This window comes from Luteimonas soli (genome assembly GCF_042648865.1).
In the GTDB taxonomy this organism is placed as follows: domain Bacteria; phylum Pseudomonadota; class Gammaproteobacteria; order Xanthomonadales; family Xanthomonadaceae; genus Luteimonas; species Luteimonas soli.
The window spans coordinates 94,818-111,377 of the sequence record NZ_JBHRYA010000012.1 but is presented as its reverse complement, the minus strand read 5'-3'; the positions used below and the strand labels follow the sequence as shown (position 1 = coordinate 111,377).

Below are 16,560 nucleotides of genomic sequence, written 5' to 3'. Positions count from 1 at the left end.
CGGCTTCCGGGGATTTCCGTGACCTATCGCCACCTGCTTCTTGCCCTGTCCATCGCCGGCGCTTTCGCGCTGTCGGCCTGCACGCGCGAATCCTCGCCCGGCCCCACGGTCCCCAAGGACGAGACTGCCGACCAGTTCATCGAGCGGGTCAATGACGAGCTCATGGCGATGTACCCCGAGATCACCGCCGCGCAGTGGATCTCCAACACCTACATCACCGACGACAGCAAGCTGATCGCGGCCAAGTCCAACGAGCGCTTCCTGACACAGCTCAACAGCTGGCTCGAGCAGGCCAAGCGTTTCGAGGGCAAGGAGATGTCGCCGCAGACCGCGCGCGCGATCAACCTGCTCAAGATCGGCACCGCGATGCCGCCGCCCAAGGACCCGGCCAAGCTGGCCGAGCTGACCCGCATCGCCACCGAGATGGAGGGCACGTACGGCTCGGGCACCTACTGCAAGGGCGAAGGCGACGACGAGGACTGCCGCCAGCTCGGCGATCTCGAGGACGTGCTGCGCAACGACCGCGACTACGACGACCAGCTCGACGCCTGGCGAGGCTGGCATTCGATCGCCAAGCCCATGCGCGGCAACTACACGCGTTTCGTCGAACTGGTCAACCAGGGTGCGCGCGACATGGGCTATGCCGACGCCGGCGAGCTGTGGCGTTCGGGCTACGACATGCCGCCCACGCAGATCGGCCCGGAAACCGACCGCCTGTGGAACCAGGTCAAGCCGCTGTACGACCAGCTGCACTGCTACGCGCGCACGCGGCTGGAGTCGAAGTACCCCGGTGAAGGCTCGGTCGACGGCCTGCTGCCCGCGCACCTGATGGGCAACATGTGGCAGCAGGACTGGAGCAACCTGTGGGACGTGCTCGAGCCCTATCCCGACGCCGGCAGCCTGGACGTCACCGGCGCGCTCAAGAAGCAGTACGAGGCCAACCTCAACGAGATGCTGGTCAAGCAGAACGTGATGCTCGATACCGACGGCCGCGCCGAGGTCGTCCACGCCGCGCAGCTCGAGATGGCGAAGAAGATGACCGAGCGCGCGCAGGACTTCTACGTCTCGCTGGGCATGCCCGAGCTGCCGGCCAACTATTGGGAGAAGGCGCAGTTCATCAAGCCGCGCGACCGCGACGTGGTCTGCCACGCCAGCGCCTGGGACATGAACATGTCCGGCGACGTGCGCACCAAGATGTGCATCAAGCCCAACGAGGAAGACTTCACCACCATCTACCACGAGCTGGGCCACGTCTATTACTACCTGGCCTACAACAAGCTGCCGCCGCTGTTCCAGGCCGGCGCCAACGACGGCTTCCACGAAGCTATCGGCGACACCATCGTGCTGGCGATGACGCCACAGTACCTGCATTCGATCGGCCTGGTGGGCGAACAGCAGCAGGGCCACGATGCGCTGATCAACTCGCAGATGCGCATGGCGCTGGCGAAGGTGGCGTTCCTGCCGTTCGGGCTGATGATCGACCGCTGGCGCTGGGGCGTGTTCGACGGCTCGATCAAGCCGTCCGAGTACAACGCCGCGTGGTGGCGGCTCAAGGCGCAGTACCAGGGCGTGGCGCCGGTGGAACCGCGCGGCGAGGAGTTCTTCGACCCGGGCGCCAAGTACCACGTGCCGGCCAACACGCCGTACACGCGCTACTTCCTCGCCCACATCCTGCAGTTCCAGTTCTACAAGTCACTGTGCGACGCGGCCGGCTACAAGGGCCCGCTGTACGAGTGCAGCTTCTACGGCAACAAGGTCGCCGGGCAGAAGTTCTGGGCGATGCTGGACAAGGGCGCGAGCCAGCCGTGGCAGCAGACGATGAAGGAACTGACCGGCAGCGAAAAGCTCGATGCCGCGCCCGTGCTGGAATACTTCGCGCCGCTGCAGGAATGGCTCAAGCAGCAGAACGAAGGCCAGTCCTGCGGCTGGCAGGTGCCGGCGCCGCAGGCGGCAGGCGCCACGGCAGGCGAAAAGCCGAAGGGCGGCTGACCTGCACCGGAGCCGGGGCCACGCGCCCCGGCTTGAAGGAAACGGGCTGAGCGGGCCGGCGGGAACCTTTTCCGCACTGCTGCATCCGATCGGTGAAGAGGAGCCCTCAATGCCCGATCGCGCCGCCACCGAAGCAATCGCCTGGTCCACCCTGCCCGACGCCGAGTTGGTGGCGCTGGCGCAGCGCGGCCAGCGCGGTGCGTTCCGCGAGCTGATGCAGCGCTGCAACCAGCGCCTGTTCCGGGTCGCGCGCGCCGTGGTACGCGACGATGCCGAGGCCGAGGACGTCGTGCAGGAGGCTTACACGCACGCCTTCGCCGCGCTCTCGACCTTCCGCGGCGAGTCGTCCCTGTCGACCTGGCTGACGCGCATCGTGCTCAACGAGGCGAACGGCCGCTTGCGCAGGCGTCGCCCGAGCGTCGACATCGCCACGTTCGAAGCCACGCCGCAGGAGGATTCGCGCGTGGTCTCGTTCCCCAACCGCTTCGGCAACGAAGACCCGGCCGCCGCCGCGGCACGGGCACAGATCCGTGGACTGATCGAGCACGCCATCGACGACCTGCCGGACGCCTTCCGCATCGTATTCATCATGCGCGAAGTCGAAGGCTGCTCGGTGGACGAGACCGCGACCACGCTCGGGGTCAGACCGGAAACGGTCAAGACCCGGCTGCACCGGGCGCGACGGCTGCTGCGCGGCACGCTGCAGGATTCGCTGGCCGCCACGCTGGGCGAAGCGTTCCCGTTCCTCGGCCCGCGCTGCGCGCGCATGACCGAGGCGGTGCTCGCGCGCCTTGCGGCGGCAACCGAAGCGACCACCGGCGACCGCCTGTAGGAGCGGTTTCAGCCGCGAGCTCTTGCTGTCGGTGGAGGCGGAGGCGGAGGCTCGCAGCTGAACTCGTTCCTGCAAGAACGCACGCACTCGACCATCAACGACAAGAGGAATCCGCCATGCTCACCTACGCACTCATCGTTTTCGCCGTCGCCGCGCTCGGCGGCCTCGTGCTGGCTTCCAGCGTGCTGCGCGGCAGGCTCGCGCCGTGGGCGATTTCCATCCTCCACGCCCTGCTCGGCGCCAGCGGGCTGGTGCTGCTGATCGTCACCGTGCTGCAGGGCCAGGGCGCAGGCCGCGTGACGGCGGCGCTCGGGATCCTGGTGCTCGCGGCGCTCGGCGGCTTCTATCTCGCCTCGCTGCACCTGCGCAAGCAGGTCGCGCCGAAGGCGATCGTGTTCGTGCATGCGAGCGTGGCGGTGGTCGGGTTCCTGACCCTGCTCAGCGCGGTGTTGGCGATCTAGCACCGCGTCGCCGGAGCATGCCGTGAACATCGCCCGCCATCCCTTGCATCCAGCGCTGGTTCACTTCCCGGTGGCCTGCTGGTCGCTGGCGACCATCGCCGACCTGGCGAGCCTGTGGTTCGGGCAGCCGGCGTGGTGGCTGGCCGGCGTGCTGCTGGTGATCGGCACGGTCGCCGCGCTGGCGGCGATGGGCGCCGGCCTGTTCGAGTTCGCGCGCATCGCGGAAGACAGCCCGGCGCTGGCCGATGCGCGCCGGCATATGCTGCTGGCGATGGCAGCCTGGGTGCTCTACGCCACCAGCCTGCTGCTGCGGCTGCAGGGCACTACCCTGGTTGCGCCAGCATGGCCAGCGCTGGCGACGAGCATCGCGGGCTTCCTGTGCCTGGCCGCCGCCGGGTGGCTGGGCGGCAAGCTGGTCTACCAGCACCACGTCGGCAGCGCCTGAATCGCGACGTCTGAACCGCGCCACGGCCGCTACAGCCGCTCGGCCACCACCAGCACATCGCCCGCGACTTCGCAGCAGTAGAGCCCGCTCGAAAGCGATGGCAGCCTGTACGGCAACGGCGACGCGCTGTACTACTGGCCGTGGCCGAACATCATGCCCAACATCCTGCCTGGCCGCCTGCAGACCAATCGCGTGGTACCACTGGGCGTGGACCGCTGCCGGGTGGAGTCCGACTTCCACTACCCGCCCGACGACTCCGGGGAGGCGCGCGCACCAGGGGCGCCAGGGTAATCCGCAAGGCCGCGGGGCTCCGCGACCGGCGTCAGCGCAACCGTCCGAGGCGGCGGAACGCGTTGTCGACCAGCTTCCTGTGCGCGGGCTGCTGGAACTGGAACGCGCGAAGGAAATCCATCCCGCCGTACCCCGGCCTGGCTTCGTGCAATCGCCCAAGGTTGCGTCGCGCATCTCCCTCGTGGCCTGCGAGCACGTCGCACACCGCAGCCATGGCGAACAGGTGGTAGTGTGCGTTCGGCTGCCGCACCGCGAGCGCCATGAGCTTGGCGGCCTGGTCGTAGCGACCCACCAATGCCAGGCTGAATCCGCGCACCCCGTTCATCGCGAAGCTCATGGGATCGAATGGACTCAGGCGTCGCGCCTTGTCCGCCATCTCGATGCTGCGCTCGGTTTCGCCGGCCTGCATCAGCGCGAATCCCAGGGTGTACTGGCCCACGGCGAAACTTGGATTCAGCGCCGTTGCCGTGCCCAGCTCTTCGATGGATCCAGCCACGTCGCCACGCAGCAGATGCGCCCGACCGAGCGCCCAGTGGCCAAGCGGTTCATCCGGATTGAGGGAGAAGCTCTGATGGGCCAGTTCGAACGCACGCTGGGCCTCGCCGGCCCTGTCGGGCGAGGTTTCGAAAAAGGCCCGCTGCCAATGCACGAAGGAAAGGCCCGCGAATGCCCGCGACGAATTCGGGTCGAGCCTTGCCGACAACTCGAAGAACTCCTCCGCACGGTCGTAATCTTCGGGTGTGAAGCGATACATGTGCCAGCACCCGCGATGGTAGGCGCTCCACGAGTCCAGGCTCGCCGGCATCTCGAGCAAGGCCCGCTGCCGCTCCGCCAACTCGATCTCCGACGCGATCGCCCCGACGACCAGGTCGGTGACCTCTTCCTGCGTCTCGAACACGTACTCCAGTCCGCGATGGAAGTCCTCCGCCCAGATTTCCCTGCCCTCGACGGCATCGGCAAGCGCCACGTTGATGCGCGCCCTTGAACCGACGATCCGGACATCGCCCTGCAAGACATAGCGGACACCAAGCCGGCGGGACACCTCGCGCACGTCATGCGGCCCCGTCGCGAACGCAAAGGCCGAACCGCGCGCGATCACGAAGAAAGAGTGGGTCTGCGCGATGCGGGTCATGATGTCGTGGGTCAGCCCGCGGGCAAAATTGCGGTGTTCCGCGTCGTCATCGGCATCGAAGGGAAGGACCACGATCGACGGCTGTGCCGGCAATGAAAGGTCGATGCTCCCGAAAGGGTCCGTGAAAAGACCCTCGGCCCCGCCCTGCTGCCCGGAAGCCACCATGGGCAACGGCGACGGTTGCACCCCGGGATCCCGCCGCATCCTGACCGGCGGAACGAGCTGGTACCCCACTCCACGGACGACACGCAGGTATCGCGGGCTGCGCGCGTCGTCGCCCAGGGCGTGGCGCAGCAACAGCACGCGCTGGTTCAACGTTTCGGGCGTCACCAGGCGTCCACGCCAGACCCGCTCGGCAAGGTCGTCGTGGGTCAGTACGCCCGGCGCCGCGTCCACGAGGGCAAGCAGCAGTTCGTAGGTCAGCTTCGGCAGGAGGATGCGCAGTGCACCGCGGAAAACCGCGCGCTGGCGCGCATCGAGCATCAGGTCCGCGAACTCGAAGATCGCCTGCTGGCTGGGAACTGCCGTCCTCGGGTCGGCCATCGTCCACCTCGGGCGCCGCCTTGGCGGTGGCGCGGGTCCAGATTAGCAAATCTTCGGGAAATCTTGAGGAAACCTTGGGGCAGTCTTCAAGCAGGCGGCCTGCGCGCGTGAATACTGGTTGGCGTGGCAAGTGGGGGGCTTGGACGCACGTTTTCCATACATGCGGATTCCACGGCCCTGCACCCGGTGTGCAGTGAACTGACGTTTACGAGGAGAACGAAATGAAATCCATGAAACTTCGCAGGATCGGGATTGCCGTGGTGGTCGCGGCAGCGGGCAGCCTGGCCGCCGTGACGACTCCGGCGGTCGCCGGAACCCTCCTTGGCGGCGCGACCGTCACCAACGGCGCCCGCGGTGCCGCGGATGGCCGGGTGATCGATGGTCCGGTGACGATCATCATGCCCAAGACCAGGCGCGGCAGGAAGTTCGACGTCATGGCCGCCAACATCAATCTTCCCGCCAACGGCGGCGGCGTCGACTGGCACACCCATCCCGGGCCGACCTTCGGCATCGTGACCGGCGGCGGCACGCTCACCATCATCGATGACGACTGCGTCGAGCACGAATACCAGACGGGGCAAGCATTCGTGGCGCCCAAGAACCCGCACACCGCGCGCAACTTCAGCAATGCGCCGGTCACGGTCCGGGCGACGTTCTTCCTGCCGCACACGGCTCCGCCAACCCCGCCGACGGTGTTCGTGCCGCCGGATGGCGACGACGTGCTGGACACGTACTGCCAACTGGTGGAGTGAACCTGATTCAAGGATCGCAGGTGCCAGGGGCTGCGGGCCCGCCTGCATACCGGTCCTGACGGCAGGAATGTCCCTTGGGCGCGATGAGCCATGTCGGCAAACCCTCATCGCGCCCATCGGGCCCTACAAGCGCTCAGTGGGCTCCAGTGCCGCGGCATCCTCGATGCACTCCGGCACGTGCCGCCCGGCCAACCCCATCTCCCAGCGCCAGAACACCCAGCCCAGCAGCGCGAACAGCGCCGAGGCGAGCGCGAGGTGGATGCCCCTGTGGCTGAGCAGCGGCGACAGTACGCCGGCCACGACCGCGTTCATCACCAACCCCGTGAACGCCTGCAGCGACGACGCCGAACCGCGCTGGCGCGGATACATGTCGAGCACCGCGAGGGTCAGGATCGGGAACACCAGCGCGATGCCGAACGAACCGACCGCCATCGGCAGCACCGCCCACGGGATCGACGGCACCGGCACGAGCAGGTTGTAGCCCACGTTGGCCACCGCGCCAACGCCGCAGCAGATGAAACCGATATTCGCCAGCCGCGCGCCGCTGATCCTGCCGGCCATGCGCCCGGAGGTGTACGCGCCCAGCATCATGCCGCCGATCATGGGGATGAAGAACCAGCCGAACTGGCGCTCGTTGAGGCCCATCAGGTCCATCACGAACGCCGGCGCCGAGGCGATGTACAGGAACAGCGCACTGAAGTTGAACGCACCCGATGCCGCCAGCCGCTGGAAGCGCGGATTGGCGAAGATCGCCCAGTAGTCACGCAGCAGGCGCTTCGGCGCCAGCGACATGCGCAACTGCGGCGGATGCGTTTCCGGCAGCGCCACCGACACCGCCAGCAACAGCAGCAGCGCGAACGCGACCAGGAACCAGAAGATCGCCGACCAGTGGCCCCAGCCGAGGATCCAGCCGCCGATGATCGGCGCGATCGCCGGCGCCACGCCGAAAATCATCGACACCTGGCTCATCAGCCGTTGCGCGTCGTCGCCGTGCAGCACGTCGCGGATCAGCGCGCGGCCCACGATCAGGCCCACACCCGCCGACAGGCCTTGCAGCGCGCGGAACGCCAGCAGCGTCGGCAGGTCGCGCGCCAGTGCGCAGCCCACCGAGGCGGCGACGAACACCGCCAGCCCGCCGATGATCACCCGCCGCCGTCCCAGCGCATCCGACAGCGGCCCGTGCACCAGGCTCATCAGCGCATACGCGATCAGGTAGACGCTGATCGTCTGCTGCATCGCCACCTTGTCGGCGTGCAGCTCGCGGCCGATGTGCTCGAACGCGGGGAAGATCGTGTCGATCGAGAACGGGCCGAACATCGCCAGCCCACCCAGCAGGAGGGCGAGGCGGCGGAGCGGGATGGTCGAGTTCGACTGGGCGGCTGGCATGGAAGATGGACGGGGAATGATCTTGTGGGAGCGGCTTCAGCCACGAGCTTTTGCTTCGGCCCCTCCCCCTGCGAAGGCAGGGGGAGGCTGGGAGGGGGTGCCCACGGTTAGCGCTGATCCAGAAGGCACCCCCTCACCCCTGCCTTCGCAGGGGAGGGAGTCAAAGCTCGCGGCCGAAGCCGTTCCCACAAGGCGTCAAGGCGCGGGGCCGGCCATCTTACGCGGCGCGCGGCCGCGCGACCGGGACGGATCGTCCCATTCACCCTCCAGCCCCCGTTGACCGCCGTCGCAGCGCGGCCCCCGCCCCCGCATACCGCAAGCCCACCCCCGGCAGCCGGGCTATAATCCGCCCGCTAGCACGCAGCGGGAGAAGCGGCCCTGCCGAACAGGCGCGGCCGCTGCCGAAGGCGCAATGCCCGTAATCGCTCAGGCCCCAGACCGCCGCGTGCAGGGTCTGTCGATACATGTGGAGTGGGCCTGGCTGTGCCTGAGGGCGCGCCAGGCAAGGAAGAGCGAAGGCGCGTATGTCGATACGCAACTGAGCGATGACGCCGTATCGCGCGGCTTCAGGCGCAGCCAGGCCCGCTCTGCATGTGTCGGCAGACCCAATCACTCTGGAGAGACCGGGGAGCCGTCAGAGGCAAAACCGGCGCCGAAGGGGCACGAAGCGCGCGATCCTCCCCCGCCCGCTTCCAAACTCTCAGGCAAAAGGACAGAGGGGCGCCCATCGTGCGGATTCGCACGCACGCCATTGCAGGCACGGCCTGCAGGCCACCTATGGACGCCCCACCATGACCACGACGCCCTCCCTGCGCGACCTCGAACACAACCAGGCGTTCGTCGAACGCCACATCGGCCCCAACGACGCCGAAATCGCGCACATGCTGCGCGTCGTCGGCCACGACTCGCTGGACGCGATGACCGACGCCATCGTCCCCGGCTCGATCCGCTCGAAGGACGCCCTCGCCCTGCCCGGCTCGCTGACCGAAGTCGACGCGCTGGCGAAGATCCGCGTCATCGCCGACTGTAACCAGGTCTTCCGCAGCTTCATCGGCCAAGGCTACTACGGCACCCACACGCCGAACGTCATCCTGCGCAACATCCTCGAAAACCCCGCCTGGTACACCGCGTACACGCCCTACCAGGCGGAGATCTCGCAGGGGCGCATGGAGGCGCTGATCAACTTCCAGACCATGGTCGCCGACCTGACGGGCATGGAGATCGCCAACGCCTCGCTGCTCGACGAGGCCACCGCCGCGGCCGAGGCGATGACGCTGGCCAAGCGTTCGTCGCGGTCGAAGTCCGACACCTTCCTGGTCGCCGGCGACACCCACCCGCAGACGCTGGAAGTGCTGCGCACCCGTGCGGTGCCGCTGGGCCTGGACGTCGAGATCGTGCGCTCCACGGACGCCTTCCACGAAAAGCTCGCAGCCGGCGACTATTTCGGCGTGCTGGTGCAGTACCCGGCATCCAGCGGCTGGATCGCGGACTGGACGCGCGACGCCGAGGTGGTCCATTCGCACAAAGCGCTGTTCGTGGTCGCCACCGACCTGCTCGCGCTGACCCTGCTCACGCCGCCGGGCGAGATGGGTGCCGACATCGTCATCGGCAACACCCAGCGCTTCGGCGTTCCGTTCGGCTTCGGCGGCCCGCACGCGGCGTTCATGGCCTGCCGCGACGCCTACAAGCGCTCGATGCCCGGCCGCCTGATCGGCGTGTCGGTCGATGCCGAAGGCAACCCCGCCTATCGCCTGACCCTGCAGACCCGCGAGCAGCACATCCGCCGCGAGAAGGCGACCTCCAACATCTGCACCGCGCAGGTGCTGCTGGCGGTGATGGCGGCGATGTACGCGGTCTACCACGGCCCCGACGGCCTGGCGCGCATCGCGTCGCGCGTGGCGCGGATGGCCGCGATCCTCGCTGCCGGCCTGCGCGAGATGGGCCATTCGGTGGTGCACGACAGCGCCTTCGACACTCTGTGCATCGAACCGGGCGACCGCGGCGCCACGATCCTGGAGCGCGCGAAGGCCATGCGCGCCAACCTGCGCGTGCGCGGCAACGGCTCGATCTGCGTATCGCTGGACGAAACCACCACCCGCGCCGACCTTGAGCTGCTGTGGCGCATCTTCGCGCCGTCCGACGACACGGCGCTGCCCTCGATCGACGCGCTGGACGCCACCGCGCCCTCGCTGATCCCCGCCGGGCTCAAGCGCACCAGCGCCTTCCTCACCCATCCGGTGTTCAACACCCACCACAGCGAGCACGAACTGCTGCGCTACCTGCGCGCGCTGGCCGACAAGGACCTGGCGATGGACCGCACGATGATCCCGCTGGGCTCGTGCACCATGAAACTCAACGCCACCGCCGAGATGATCCCGATCACCTGGCCGGAGTTCGCCAACATCCACCCGCTGGCACCGGCCGACCAGGTCGAAGGCTACAAGATGCTGATCGACGGCCTGGAGAAGATGCTGGCCGAGATCACCGGCTACGACGCGGTCAGCTTCCAGCCCAACTCCGGCGCGCAGGGCGAGTTCGCCGGCCTGCTGGCGATCCGCGCATACCATCGCTCGCGCGGCGAAGGCCACCGCGACGTGTGCCTGATCCCCGAATCCGCGCACGGCACCAACCCGGCTTCGGCGCAGATGTGCGGCATGACCGTCGTGGTCACGCGCTGCGACGCCAACGGCAACGTCGACGTCGAGGACATCCGCGCCAAGGCCGCCAAGCACGCCGACCGGCTGGCCGCGATCATGATCACCTACCCGTCCACGCACGGCGTGTTCGAGGAAGACGTGGTCGAGATCTGCGGGATCGTGCACAAGCACGGCGGGCAGGTGTACACCGACGGTGCCAACATGAACGCCCTGGTCGGCGTCGCCCGGCCCGGCAAGTGGGGCTCGGACGTCTCGCACCTGAACCTGCACAAGACCTTCTGCATCCCGCACGGCGGCGGCGGCCCCGGCGTGGGCCCGTGCGCGGTGAAGTCGCATCTCGCGCCCTTCCTGCCGCGCACCGCGCCTCTCGCGCCTGCGGAAGAGGCCGAAGGCACGGCTCCCGCGGTCGGCATGGTCTCCGCCGCCGCCCACGGCAGCGCCAGCATCCTGCCGATCAGCTGGATGTACGTCGCGCTGATGGGCGCCGACGGCCTGCGCAAGGCGACCCAGGCGGCCCTGCTCAACGCCAACTACATCGCGAAGAAACTCGAGCCGCATTACAGGACGCTCTACACCGGACGCAACGGACTGGTCGCGCACGAGTGCATCCTCGACCTGCGCCCGCTCAAGGACGCCACCGGCATCGGCGCCGAGGACGTGGCCAAGCGCCTGATCGACTTCGGCTTCCATGCGCCGACGCTGAGCTTCCCGGTCGCCGGTACGCTGATGGTCGAGCCGACCGAGAGCGAATCGATGCACGAACTGGACCGCTTCATCGACGCGATGATCCAGATCCGCGAGGAGATCCGCGCGGTGGAGGAAGGCAAGCTCGACCGCGAGGACAATCCGCTGCTCAACGCCCCGCACACCGCGGCCCAGGTCTCGGCCAGCGAATGGACCCGCTCCTACCCGCGCGAACTGGCGGCGTTCCCGCTGGCCACCCTGCGCCAGCAGAAGTACTGGCCGCCGGTCGCGCGCGTGGACAACGTGCACGGCGACAAGAACGTGTTCTGCAGCTGCATCCCGATCGGTTCGGCCGACGAGGAACCGGAAGCGTTCAGCGAGCCGGACGTGGTGTGAGTCCGCGCCTGCCCTGATCGACCATGGAAAGCCCCGCATCGCGGGGCTTTCCGTATCCGGCGCCGTAGGTCGGGGCTACGCCCCCGACGCCCGCGTCCGTGCCTCCATCACGCGTCGGGGGCGTAGCCCCGACCTGCTCCGCGGCCCTAATGAAAATCCCGCGATTCCGCGCGCAGCCCGCCGAGCATCGCGCTCAGGTCCTCCAGGTCGCGCGCGATGAGATGTTCGACGCCGTCGACCTGCTCCCAGCGCCCGCGCACCGCAAGCAGGGTCGAGTTGAGCAGCGCCTTGCGCCTGCGCTGCGCGACGCGCGGCCAGACGATCACGTTGACCACCCCATGTTCGTCTTCCAGCGTGACGAAGATCGTGCCGCCGGCGGTACCCGGCCGCTGGCGCTGGGTGACGATTCCGGCGGTGTACACGCTGCGGCCGTGGCGCTGGCCGTGCAAGTCGCCTGAGTCGAGCACGCGGCGCGCGCGCAGTTGTTCGCGCAGCAACGACAGCGGGTGCGCGGCCAGCGACAGGCCGGTGGCACGGTAGTCCGACAGGATTTCTTCGCCCATGCCCGGGGCCGGCAGCGCGATGGCGTCTTCGTCGGGACTGCCCGGCAGCAAGGGGCGCTGGCGTTCGATGCCCGCAACCTGCCAGCGCGCGTCGTTGCGATGGCCGGCCAGGCTGCGCAGCGCGCCGGCCTCGGCGAGCGCACGGCGCGCCTTTTCATCGAGGTTCGCGCGCAGGCACAGGTCGGCGACGTTGCGGAACGGCCGCTGCGCGCGCGCAGCGACGATGGCGGCGGCGGCATCTTCAGAAAGCCCGCGGACTTCGCGCAGCCCCAGGCGAATCACCGGCTGCCCGGCCGCCCTGCCCCTGTGGCTGCCATGGCCGCTCCCACAAGGGTCGTCCAACACCGGGACCTGGTCGGCCAGGGTGCAGTCCCAATCGCTGTGCACCACGTCAACCGGCAGGAAATCGACGCCGGGGCGGCCTTCGCTGCCGCCCTTGCCTCGCCGCGCGTCCTGCACGATCTGGCTCGGCGAGTAGAACCCCATCGGCTGCGAATTGAGCAGCGCGCAGGCGAACGCCGCCGGCTCGTGGCGCTTGAGCCAGCAACTGGCGTAGACCAGCTTGGCGAACGAGGCGGCGTGGCTCTGCGGGAAACCGTACGAGCCGAAACCCTTGATCTGCTCGAAGATCTGATCGATGAATTCGGGCGCGTAGTCCTGGTCCAGCATCAGCGCGCGGATGCGCTCGCGATGCGGTTCCATGTCGCCGCCATGGCGCCACGCGGCCATCGATCGACGCAGGCCGTCGGCTTCCTCCGGCGAATAGCCGGCGTGGATCACCAGTTCCATCACCTGTTCCTGGAACAGCGGAACGCCGAGCGTGGGGCCGAGGATTTCCTCGATGCCCGCCGACGGATACGTCACCCGTTCCTTGCCCTGCCGCCGACGCAGGTAGGGATGCACCATGTCGCCCTGGATCGGGCCCGGCCGCACGATCGCCACCTCGACCACCAGGTCGTAGAACTTCCTGGGCCGCAGCCGCGGCAGCATCGCCATCTGCGCGCGCGATTCGATCTGGAACACGCCGACGGTATCGGCCAGGCAGACCATGTCGTAGGTCGCCTCGTCGCCGGACGGAATCGTGGCGAGATCCAGATTGCGCCCGCGGTGCACGCGCACCAGGTCCAGCGCCTTGCGCAGGCAGGTCAGCATGCCCAGCGCGAGACAGTCGACCTTGAGCATGCCCATCGACTCGAGGTCGTCCTTCTCCCACTGGATGATGGTGCGATCGTCCATCGCCGCGTTCTCCACCGGCACCAGCTTCCACAGCGGCTGGTCGGAAATCACGAAGCCGCCGACGTGCTGCGACAGGTGGCGCGGTCGGCCGCGCAGCATGTCGGTCACCACCAGCACGCGCGCGATCAGCGGGTTGTCGATGTCGAAGCCGGTCTCGCGCAGGCGCTGCTCCATCGGCGTCTCGCCGTTGCCCCAGCCGTGACATTCGGCCAGCAGCGCGACCTGGTCGGGCGGCAAGCCGAATGCCTTGGCGACATCGCGCACCGCGCTCTTGCCCCGGTAGCGGATCACGGTTGCGGCCAGCGCGGCGCGCGTACGTCCGTACTTGTTGTAGACGTACTGGATGACCTCTTCGCGGCGCTCGTGCTCGAAATCGACGTCGATGTCGGGCGGTTCGTTGCGTTCCTTCGACAGGAAGCGCGCCAGCAGCAGGCGACTCTCGGCGGGGTCCACCGCGGTGATGCCGAGCGCGAAGCAGACCGCGGAGTTGGCGGACGAGCCGCGGCCCTGGCACAGGATCTTCCTTTCGTTGGCGAAGCGGACGATGTCCTCGACGGTAAGGAAGAAGGCCTCGTACTTCAGCTCGGCGATCAGCGCCAGCTCGTCGTTGATCTGCCTGGCGACCTGTGCGGGCGCGCCTCCAGGCCAGCGCTTGCGCATGCCGGCTTCGGTGAGCTTGCGCAGGTGCGAAGACGGCGTCTCGCCCTCGGGCACCAGTTCCGCCGGATAGTCGTACTTCACTTCGCGCAGGTTGAACGTGCAGCGCCGCGCCAGTTCCACCGCCGCCTGCAGCAGCGTCCGCCCGCCTTCCGTCGTCCCGTAGATGTTGCCCAGCGCGCGCCGCGTGCGCAGGTGGCGCTCGCCGTTGCGGAACAGGTGCGCGCCGCATTCGGCCAGCGGCAGGCCGTGGCGGATCGCGGTGACCGTATCCTGCAGCACGCGCTGGCGACGCGTGGCCATGTGCACGTCGCCGGCGGCGAGCGGTACGAGGCCCAGTTCGCCGGCCAGCGCGAGCAGGCGCGCCAGGCACGCGGCATCGTCGTCTTCGCGATGCAGTTCCACCGCCAGGTGCGCGCGGTTGCCGAACACGTTGCGCAGCCATGCGCCCTCGCCCGGGTCCGGTTCGGCACCGGGCAGCCACAGCGCGAACAGGCCGGTGGCGCCGGAGTCGAAGCATTCCTTTTCGACGTCGGCGCGGCCGAGGCGGTATTCGCCCTTCTCCGCGGCACGCCGGGCGACGGTGATCAGGCGGCACAGCTGCGAGTAGCCGGCGCGATTCTCGACCAGCAGCACCAGCCGCAGGCCGTCGTCGAGGCGGAACTCGGCGCCGACGACCAGGTGGATGCCGGTGACTTCCGCCGCGTCGCGCGCACGCACGATGCCGGCCAATGAGCACTCGTCAGTGACCGCCAGGGCCTCGTAACCGCACCGGGCGGCGCGTTCAAACAGCTCCTCCGCGCTGGCCGCACCGCGCAGGAAGGTGAAGTCGGACAGGCAGTGCAGTTCGGCGTACGCCGGCGCATCGCCGTGCGGATCGTCGTTGGCCGCACCGCGCAGGCGTTCGCGCATGCGGACGATGCGTGGGACGTGCGCGCCGGGGGTGTCGGGAGCGACGCCGGGCGGCAGGCCGTAGTCGTCATGGCCGCTCACGGATGCCCACCCGCCGGCAAGCGCGCGCCGGATCCGCTCCCGCTGCCATGCCGGCTCACGCGAACCAGCCGTGCAGCATCCAGCTTCCCTGCTCGCCTGCCGGGGCGAAGGCCCAGGCGCGCTGTCCCTGCGCGGTTTCGATGACGTAGTAGTCGCGGCGTGCGTCGTCGCCGTCCCACCAGCCGCTTTCGAGGCGCTCGGGGCCGGAGATGATGCGTGGGCACGGGTCGCGCAACGGGACAGGGCTGGCGAGCAGCCATGCCGGGCGCGGCGGGCGCGGCGGTGCGGGTCGTGCGCACAGGGCATCGTCACCGACGCCGGCACGGCGCCAGGCGCGCTCCGGGCGTGGATCGCCCGCGGGCGCGAGGCGCCAGACCGCTTCGTCGCCCAGCCGCGCGCGCAGGCGTTCGCGCAACTGCGGCCACGGCAGCGCCTGCGCCGGGCGGGTGTCGAACAGGTCGCGCGAGGCCGGCACGAACGGCGGCAGTTCGCGCGCCAGCAGGCGTACCGCAACCACCGGCTTCGGGATCGATGCCTGCTCGAGCCGGCTGCGGGTGAGTTCGAACAGCACGCCCGGCTCGCGTTCGGCGGCGAGCAGGCCGACCACCACGTCGGTGTGGTCCTGCTCGTGCTCCAGCCGCAGCACGAAGCGCTGCACGCCGCCGTCGCGCACCGACAGGTAGGTGGCAAGATCACCGGCCAGACGCCGCAGCGGGAACAGCAGCGCCTGGTGGCTTTCGACCTCGTAGCCGAGTTCGATGCGGGCATCGAAATGGTCCGGCGGCATGTAACAGGCGAGCGGATCGTCGACCTCCCCGTACAGGCGGTCGAGGTGGTCGAGCAGTTCGCTGCCGAAGCGGCGACGCAAGCCGTCGCGCGGCAACGCGCGCAGGGCGCCGAGCGTGCGCACGCCCATGCGGTGCAGGCGCTCGCCGGCATCGCCGTCGCGGTCCGGCAATGCGGCGCGGCGGACCGGGACCCGCGCCAGCGCCTCGTGCATGGCTTCGACGCCGGTCACCGCGAAGCCGTCACGCAGCCCCGCGAACACCAGCGCCGCGCGCGGCGTCGGCGCCAGCGCGATGCGGTGGGTGAAGCCCAGGCCGTCAAGCTCCTCGCGCAGCCGCGCCTCGAAGCGCGGCCACGGCCCGAACAGGCGGAAACTCGCCCGTACCTCGAGCACGATCGCACCCGGCCACTGCGCGCTGACCTGCGAGCTGTGGCGGTAGGCCCACGCGGCGAGGAATCGCTGCCAGCGCGCATCGGCGGAAGCGTCGTGTTCGACCAGCGCCACGTCGGACAACAGCGCGTGCGCTGCCGACAGCCGCATGCCGGGTTTCAGCCCGGCCTGCGCGGCGGTTTCGTTGACGGCGTGCAGGTGGCGCAGGTGCGCGGGACCCGAGACCAGCGCCAGCGGGCGTTCCGGGTCGGGGATGCGGCGCAGGACGGCGTCGAGCGCCAGCTGCGGCAGGTGGATGCAGGCCCAGAGCATGGCGCGCTCAACGAAGGCCTGCGATGGCGGCGGTTTTTGGAGCAGCTTTTGTGG

General features: G+C 68.9%; 11 protein-coding genes and 2 riboswitches. Of the genes, 7 read left to right on the top strand and 4 right to left on the bottom strand.

The annotated features are described in order from the left end of the window. Nucleotides 1–18: 18 nt before the first annotated feature. From ACFONC_RS15110 to ACFONC_RS15090, 5 genes are all read left to right on the top strand, one after another. The gene (locus ACFONC_RS15110) at nt 19–1,989 is read left to right on the top strand and encodes a M2 family metallopeptidase (RefSeq protein WP_386745458.1); all 1,971 of its coding nucleotides are present in this window, start codon (nt 19–21) and stop codon (nt 1,987–1,989) included. Between the two features lie 109 nt (nt 1,990–2,098). Further along, complete coding sequence (locus tag ACFONC_RS15105; protein WP_386745456.1) at nt 2,099–2,821, top strand: RNA polymerase sigma factor; 723 nt, start codon at nt 2,099–2,101, stop codon at nt 2,819–2,821. 116 nt (nt 2,822–2,937) lie between these two features. After that, complete coding sequence (locus ACFONC_RS15100; RefSeq protein ID WP_386745454.1) at nt 2,938–3,282, top strand: hypothetical protein; 345 nt, start codon at nt 2,938–2,940, stop codon at nt 3,280–3,282. 22 nt (nt 3,283–3,304) lie between these two features. Continuing rightward, complete coding sequence (locus ACFONC_RS15095) at nt 3,305–3,727, top strand: DUF2231 domain-containing protein (protein WP_386745452.1); 423 nt, start codon at nt 3,305–3,307, stop codon at nt 3,725–3,727. 105 nt (nt 3,728–3,832) lie between these two features. After that, complete coding sequence (locus tag ACFONC_RS15090; protein WP_386745534.1) at nt 3,833–4,018, top strand: SRPBCC family protein; 186 nt, start codon at nt 3,833–3,835, stop codon at nt 4,016–4,018. Between the two features lie 31 nt (nt 4,019–4,049). Here the strand turns inward: ACFONC_RS15090 and ACFONC_RS15085 are convergent, their stop codons facing one another. Further along, a complete protein-coding gene (locus tag ACFONC_RS15085; RefSeq protein ID WP_386745450.1) occupies nt 4,050–5,693 on the bottom strand; it encodes a winged helix-turn-helix domain-containing tetratricopeptide repeat protein in 1,644 nt (547 codons plus the stop codon). A 221-nt stretch (nt 5,694–5,914) separates the two neighbouring features. Between ACFONC_RS15085 and ACFONC_RS15080 the strand changes: the two genes are divergently transcribed. After that, the gene (locus tag ACFONC_RS15080) at nt 5,915–6,445 is read left to right on the top strand and encodes a cupin domain-containing protein (protein ID WP_386745448.1); all 531 of its coding nucleotides are present in this window, start codon (nt 5,915–5,917) and stop codon (nt 6,443–6,445) included. Nucleotides 6,446–6,568: 123 nt separating this feature from the next. Here ACFONC_RS15080 and ACFONC_RS15075 read toward each other — a convergent pair whose 3' ends face one another. After that, nucleotides 6,569–7,831, bottom strand: a complete 1,263-nt coding sequence (locus ACFONC_RS15075; RefSeq protein WP_386745446.1) for a multidrug effflux MFS transporter — start codon at nt 7,829–7,831, stop codon at nt 6,569–6,571. 354 nt (nt 7,832–8,185) lie between these two features. Next, nucleotides 8,186–8,282: riboswitch (glycine riboswitch) on the top strand. A 153-nt stretch (nt 8,283–8,435) separates the two neighbouring features. Continuing rightward, nucleotides 8,436–8,557, top strand: a riboswitch (glycine riboswitch). A gap of 65 nt (nt 8,558–8,622) precedes the next feature. Here ACFONC_RS15075 and gcvP point away from each other — a divergent pair. Continuing rightward, a complete protein-coding gene (gene gcvP, locus ACFONC_RS15070; RefSeq protein WP_386745444.1) occupies nt 8,623–11,568 on the top strand; it encodes an aminomethyl-transferring glycine dehydrogenase in 2,946 nt (981 codons plus the stop codon). A gap of 146 nt (nt 11,569–11,714) precedes the next feature. Here gcvP and ACFONC_RS15065 read toward each other — a convergent pair whose 3' ends face one another. Next, nucleotides 11,715–14,936 (bottom strand): error-prone DNA polymerase, encoded by a 3,222-nt coding sequence (locus tag ACFONC_RS15065; protein ID WP_386745532.1) that lies wholly within the window; start codon nt 14,934–14,936, stop codon nt 11,715–11,717. Nucleotides 14,937–15,072: 136 nt separating this feature from the next. Then, nucleotides 15,073–16,506, bottom strand: coding sequence for a Y-family DNA polymerase (locus ACFONC_RS15060; RefSeq protein ID WP_386745442.1), 1,434 nt, complete (start codon nt 16,504–16,506; stop codon nt 15,073–15,075). Nucleotides 16,507–16,560 lie beyond the last annotated feature (54 nt).

Bases quoted from the DNA above. Each gene is read 5' to 3' on its own strand.
- ACFONC_RS15100 (WP_386745454.1), top strand. From the start codon at position 2,938: ATGCTCACCTACGCACTCATCGTTTTCGCCGTCGCCGCGCTCGGCGGC.
- ACFONC_RS15085 (WP_386745450.1), bottom strand. From the start codon at position 5,693: ATGGCCGACCCGAGGACGGCAGTTCCCAGCCAGCAGGCGATCTTCGAG.
- ACFONC_RS15075 (WP_386745446.1), bottom strand. From the start codon at position 7,831: ATGCCAGCCGCCCAGTCGAACTCGACCATCCCGCTCCGCCGCCTCGCC.
- ACFONC_RS15060 (WP_386745442.1), bottom strand. From the start codon at position 16,506: ATGCTCTGGGCCTGCATCCACCTGCCGCAGCTGGCGCTCGACGCCGTC.
- ACFONC_RS15080 (WP_386745448.1), top strand. From the start codon at position 5,915: ATGAAATCCATGAAACTTCGCAGGATCGGGATTGCCGTGGTGGTCGCG.
- gcvP (WP_386745444.1), top strand. From the start codon at position 8,623: ATGACCACGACGCCCTCCCTGCGCGACCTCGAACACAACCAGGCGTTC.
- ACFONC_RS15105 (WP_386745456.1), top strand. From the start codon at position 2,099: ATGCCCGATCGCGCCGCCACCGAAGCAATCGCCTGGTCCACCCTGCCC.
- ACFONC_RS15065 (WP_386745532.1), bottom strand. From the start codon at position 14,936: ATGCGCGAACGCCTGCGCGGTGCGGCCAACGACGATCCGCACGGCGAT.